Source organism: Pedobacter sp. 01T416_2 (assembly GCF_056398925.1).
Window position 1 is genome coordinate 1 of record NZ_JBFTQI010000421.1, and the last position, 5,181, is coordinate 5,181.

Consider the following 5,181-nt stretch of genomic DNA (forward strand, 5'->3'; position numbering starts at 1 on the left):
GTAGCAGCCCAAATGCCAAAGAAAGGGAAATCATCGAAATGGAAATGTAATCCATAATCGTTTTTGTTGTTGAGCAAGCTGATGCAGTTGCTTTGAAGGGTTTTAAAAACCAGCGCATCGTTATAAAACAAATCATGTTTAAGGTTTAACCTGTGGCCACCCAGTTCAATGAGCTCCGTTTCGTCGGCTACTAAGCCATCTTCCAGTTTCCAGAAAGTTAATTTCTCATCGCTATTAAAAGCAAGATAGTAATCTTCGTAAACGGTATTGGGGGTATTGGGTACCGCAAATGCCGGGTGCGCACCAATTGAAAATAAAAGCTCGGCAGTACCGGTGTTTTTTACCTCGTAAGTTAAGCTCAGCTTTCTATCTATTAATTGATACCTCAGTTTCAGTTCGAAATAAAAAGGATATACTTTTAAGGTATCTTCATTTTGGGTTAAAGTAAAAACAGCTTCAGTTTCACTTATTTTTTCGAAATTAAAAACATGATCGCGGGCGAAACCATGGCGTGGCAGCTCATAGCTTTTACCTTGGTAAGTAAAACTGTTTTTTTTTAATGAGCCAACAATAGGAAATAAAACCGGACTGTGTTTTGCCCAATATTTAGGATTGGCATTCCATAAATATTCCAGCTTGGTTTCTTTACTAAATAAGCCTTGAAGTTCTGCGCCTTTAGCCGCCAGGCTAACTTTTATATAATCGTTCTCGAGAGTTATCATTTGCAATCTAAATTAACAAAAAGATGTACTTTAAAAATATCTTTTTTATTAATTTTGATTACTAATAAAGCTTAAGCAAATGAAAAGCTTAAAGCACTATTTATTTTATTACCCGCGCATTTACTTTCGCTTAAAATAAAATCAGAAACCCATGGCGATAGATTTAACAAAATTATCAAATGCAAAAGTGAAGGCCGCTATTACCGCATTGCAAAAAGGCGATGAAAAAATGTGGTTTCCTTTATTTGCTATCGATGTTGCCTTTTACGACGACGGAAACCAGATGAAATTTAATAACTTCTTTAAGAAAGCGCTGGGACATGAGCGTTTTACCAGTATAGATAAAGTTGAAAACAAAGGATTGGAGGTATATGGTCATTTCCACTCCGACCAATGGGGTGATTTTAAAACCTGCTTTAAATTTAAGGTAAACAAAGAAGGAAAAATAGCGAGGTTGGATATTGGACAAGCCTCCTATTAAGTTTGGAGTCTGGAGTTGGGCGTTCGGAGTTGGATACGGTTCCGAACTCAAAACTGCCAACTCCGAACTGCTACAACTACCCACGCTCTTCCCAAATACAGGCAATGTTAATAATGGTTTGTACCGCTTTTTCCATGTCCTGCACACTTACCCATTCTTGTTTGCTATGAAAAGCGTGTTCTCCGGCAAAAATATTGGGGCAAGGTAAGCCCATATAAGAAAGTCGCGAGCCATCGGTTCCGCCACGGATACTTTGTTGTTTTGCCACCACACCTGCTCGTTCAATGGCTTCAATTCCGTATTGTACAATTTTAGGATGCTGATCCAACACCTGTTTCATGTTGCGGTACTGTGCTTTAATATTAATTTTATAGGTAGACTTTGGGTATTTAGCCATCACCTTTTTTACGGTTTCTTCTAAAAACTGCCCATGTGCGGCTAGTTTTTCATCGGTAAAATCTCTGATGATAAACTGTGCTTCTGCTTCTTCTACCTGTCCGTTCATACTTACGGGGTGGATAAATCCTTCTTTTTGATGTGTAGCTTCTGGTGTGAGTGTGTCTTTTGGCAGCGAATCTAAAATTTCAGCAAGGATCTTAATGGCACTTTCCATTTTTCCTTTTGCAAAGCCCGGGTGAGTGCTTACGCCATAAATTTTAAGGGTGGCGCCATCGGCAGAAAAGGTTTCATCTTCGATTGAACCCAGCGTTTCCCCATCTATGGTATAGCCAAAATCTGCACCTAGTTTCTTTAAATCGGCTTTATCTACGCCGCGGCCTATTTCTTCATCAGGGGTAAAAAGTAGCTTTATGGTTCCGTGTTTTACATCAGGATTGCGCATTAAAAAGGCAGCCGCTTCCATAATTTCTGCTAACCCTGCTTTATTATCGGCACCTAATAAAGTTGTTCCACTTGCGGTGATAATATTGTTGCCAATCTGGTGCTTTAAGTCTTTGTGCTCAGACAGTTTTATTATAATATTGTTGTCATCTGGCAAAATTAAGTCCTTTCCTTGATAATTGTCATGAATAATCGGTTTAACATTTTCTCCACTACAATCTGGCGAGGTATCCATATGCGAACAGAAGAAAATTACGGGCAACTGCTTGTTTGTATTTGACGGGATCGTACCATAAACATAGCCATTATCGTCTATTTCGGCATCAGTAACGCCAATTTCTAACAGTTCCTGAACCAATTCTTTACCTAAGTTTTTTTGTTTTAGGGTTGATGGGCAAGTTGGAGAATTTGGATCAGATTGAGTATCAATCTTCGCATATTTTATAAACCGCTGCTCCAGAGATTTGTTAAAGTTGGTGTATGTGCTCATAATTCAAAGGTAAAAGTTATAGATATTCGATAAACATATTATTTTTGTAAAAAAACGATATGATTTTTAATCTGCTGAAAGCTACTTACATAACCCTTCTGCTTGTTTTTATAGGAAGTTTTTCTTTTGCCCAATCTAATTTTTTTAAAATGTCGTATGGCTTTGGAGGAGGAATAAACAAATCTTATACTGATGTGTACAAAGGAGGTTTTGGTTACACAGCCTATGGCGTATTCGATTATCATATCACGCCATTTGTAACCCTGGGTTTAGAAGGGCAGTATGGTATGATTCAGGGTGGTGATATTGAAACCGATCTGCACAACCGTCAGTTTGTAAACAAATATTCCGCCATTACAGCCAATGTAAAGCTAATGCTTGGTGAGGTGGTGAACTACGATAAAAGCGAGTTTTTATACAATCTAAGGGGTTTGTATGTAGGTTTGGGTATAGGGGTAATTAACAACAAGATTACCGATATTGTTCGGTATAAACCAAGCTGGGCAGCACACGATCCTGGCTATGGCCCTTTCCCTGGAAAAGATAAAAGCCTTAATATGGCGGTACCTTTAAACTTCGGTTTTAACTATTTCATCAACGATGGTTATGGCTATATGAGGTACGTTATCAACATTAATGCACAATCGAACTATACTTTTGGCGAAGGTTTGGATGGTTATAACGATTCGAGCGCCAAGTTTGCAAACAATTCGCCGGATGTTTACAACGTTTATACCATAGGTTTTAAATATATGTTTGGAACGATTAAATCTTATCGTAAAACCCTTTAATAACATCATTTCATTTCTTAGATTTAAGGCATGAAAAAATTCTTTGTGTTTTGTTTGCTTTCGATGAGATTAAAAGCTGCCGCACAAAAAACACCTTTCGAGCTGAGCGGAAAAATTGAAACCTCCACTTACAATGCTGCTATAACCTATTACGAAAACCTAACTAAGACCTATCCACAGGCCAAATTGTTCACCTATGGGCGTACAGATTTTGGTAAGCCTTTACATGTATTGGTTTTGTCGCGCGATCGGGTTTTTGATCCTTCGGAGATTAGAAAACAGAATAAAAGGATTTTATTGATCAACAACGGCATTCATCCGGGCGAACCAGAGGGGGTGGATGCATCGATGATGCTTGCCCGCGATCTGCTTAAGGCAGGTAAACTGCCAAATGATGTGGTGATCTGCATTATTCCCCTGTACAATATAGATGGCAGTTTTAACCGTAGCGGAACATCAAGGGCCAACCAGAACGGACCGGTTGCTTATGGTTTTAGGGGCAATAGCAAGAACCTCGATCTGAATCGTGATTTCATTAAAACCGATTCGAAAAATTCAGCAGCGTTTCAACTCATTTTTAATACCTGGCAGCCCGAAATATTTGTAGATACACACACCAGCAATGGTGCCGATTATCAATATGTAATGACGCTTATCCCTACACAAAAAGATAAGCTGAACCCGATTCTTTCGGGCTATTTAACTAAAACATTGGTACCTGATCTATATAAGGGAATGGAGAAGGTGGGTTACCCGATGATTCCCTATGTAAACTCGATAGGTGAAACGCCTGAAAGCGGAATAACCGGATTTATAGATCCCCCACGTTACTCTACCGGATATACCACGTTGCACAACACCATAGGTTTTATGCCCGAAACGCATATGCTAAAGGCATACGATTTGCGCGTTGATGCCACTTACGAGCTTTTGCAAACCTATATTCAGCTTGTAGAACGCGATGCCAAGGTTATTGGAGAGAATAAGCGGAAGGCCGATGAACTTGTTGCTGCACAAAAGGAATTTCCTTTAGAATGGAAACTGAACAAAACTGAGGTAAACGATCTGACCTTTAAAGGCTTTGAGGCCGGGCAAAAACCCAGTACGGTAAGCGGTGCCGATCGTTTATATTACGACCGTAGTAAACCTTACACCAGGACCATTAAAGAATGGAATAAGTTCGAACCTGCGGTGTCTATTCAAAAACCGGTTGCCTACATTATTCCGAAAGCCTGGGACCGCGTAATTGCCCTGCTTAAACTGAATAATGTTAAAATCAGGGAGCTAAAAAACGATCAGAAAATTGAAGTAGAAAGTTATTATATCGGCGATTTTAAAACCGGAACAAGGCCCTATGAAGGGCACTATCTGCACTCAGCCGTAAAATTGAATACACTAAAACAGAACCTCCAATATTACGCAAGCGATTTTGTGGTTTATGTTAACCAGCCTGTTAACCGGTATATTGTAGAAACACTGGAGCCACAGGCTACTGATTCTTATTTCAACTGGAACTTTTTCGATTCAATTCTGGATATGAAAGAACATTATTCGGCATATGTTTTTGAAGATACTGCAACAGCATTACTAAAAAATAATCCAGAACTACAGCATAAATTGGAGGCGAAAAAAGCTTCAGATGCCGAATTTGCGAAGAATGCGGCTGCACAACTTGATTTTGTATATAAAAATTCTGATTATTACGAAAAAACACACAATAGATATCCGGTAGCCCGTTTGGTTACAGACGTAAAACTTGATTTAAAATAACCCCCATGGAATACTTCAATATTGCACCAGTTGCCTCCGTAATTTTCGTTTTTACCATTATTACCAGCTTATATGCTTTCTATGATC

General features: G+C 39.0%; 5 protein-coding genes. 3 read left to right on the top strand and 2 right to left on the bottom strand.

The genetic code is table 11. The features are described from left to right. On the bottom strand, positions 1-722 hold a 722-nt coding region (locus tag AC1DPQ_RS16915), incomplete at its 3' end, for an aldose 1-epimerase family protein (protein ID WP_477610321.1). A 151-nt stretch (positions 723-873) separates the two neighbouring features. On the opposite strand from AC1DPQ_RS16915, the gene AC1DPQ_RS16920 reads away from it, so the two are divergent. After that, positions 874-1,203, top strand: coding sequence for a hypothetical protein (locus AC1DPQ_RS16920; protein ID WP_477610322.1), 330 nt, complete (start codon positions 874-876; stop codon positions 1,201-1,203). A gap of 76 nt (positions 1,204-1,279) precedes the next feature. On the opposite strand, the gene pepT is transcribed toward AC1DPQ_RS16920, so the two are convergent. After that, entirely contained in the window at positions 1,280-2,533 is a 1,254-nt protein-coding gene (gene pepT, locus AC1DPQ_RS16925; protein ID WP_477610323.1) for a peptidase T, read from the bottom strand. A 59-nt stretch (positions 2,534-2,592) separates the two neighbouring features. Between pepT and AC1DPQ_RS16930 the strand changes: the two genes are divergently transcribed. After that, on the top strand, positions 2,593-3,324 hold the full coding sequence (locus tag AC1DPQ_RS16930; RefSeq protein ID WP_477584239.1) for a hypothetical protein: 732 nt from the start codon (positions 2,593-2,595) through the stop codon (positions 3,322-3,324). 30 nt (positions 3,325-3,354) lie between these two features. Continuing rightward, positions 3,355-5,094: a M14 family zinc carboxypeptidase gene (locus AC1DPQ_RS16935; protein ID WP_477584237.1), complete on the top strand. Its 1,740-nt coding sequence runs from the start codon at positions 3,355-3,357 to the stop codon at positions 5,092-5,094. Positions 5,095-5,181: the final 87 nt, after the last annotated feature.

Excerpts from the sequence above, each read along its gene's own strand:
- AC1DPQ_RS16920 (WP_477610322.1), top strand. The coding sequence starts at position 874 with ATGGCGATAGATTTAACAAAATTATCAAATGCAAAAGTGAAGGCCGCT.
- pepT (WP_477610323.1), bottom strand. The coding sequence starts at position 2,533 with ATGAGCACATACACCAACTTTAACAAATCTCTGGAGCAGCGGTTTATA.
- AC1DPQ_RS16930 (WP_477584239.1), top strand. The coding sequence starts at position 2,593 with ATGATTTTTAATCTGCTGAAAGCTACTTACATAACCCTTCTGCTTGTT.
- AC1DPQ_RS16935 (WP_477584237.1), top strand. The coding sequence starts at position 3,355 with ATGAAAAAATTCTTTGTGTTTTGTTTGCTTTCGATGAGATTAAAAGCT.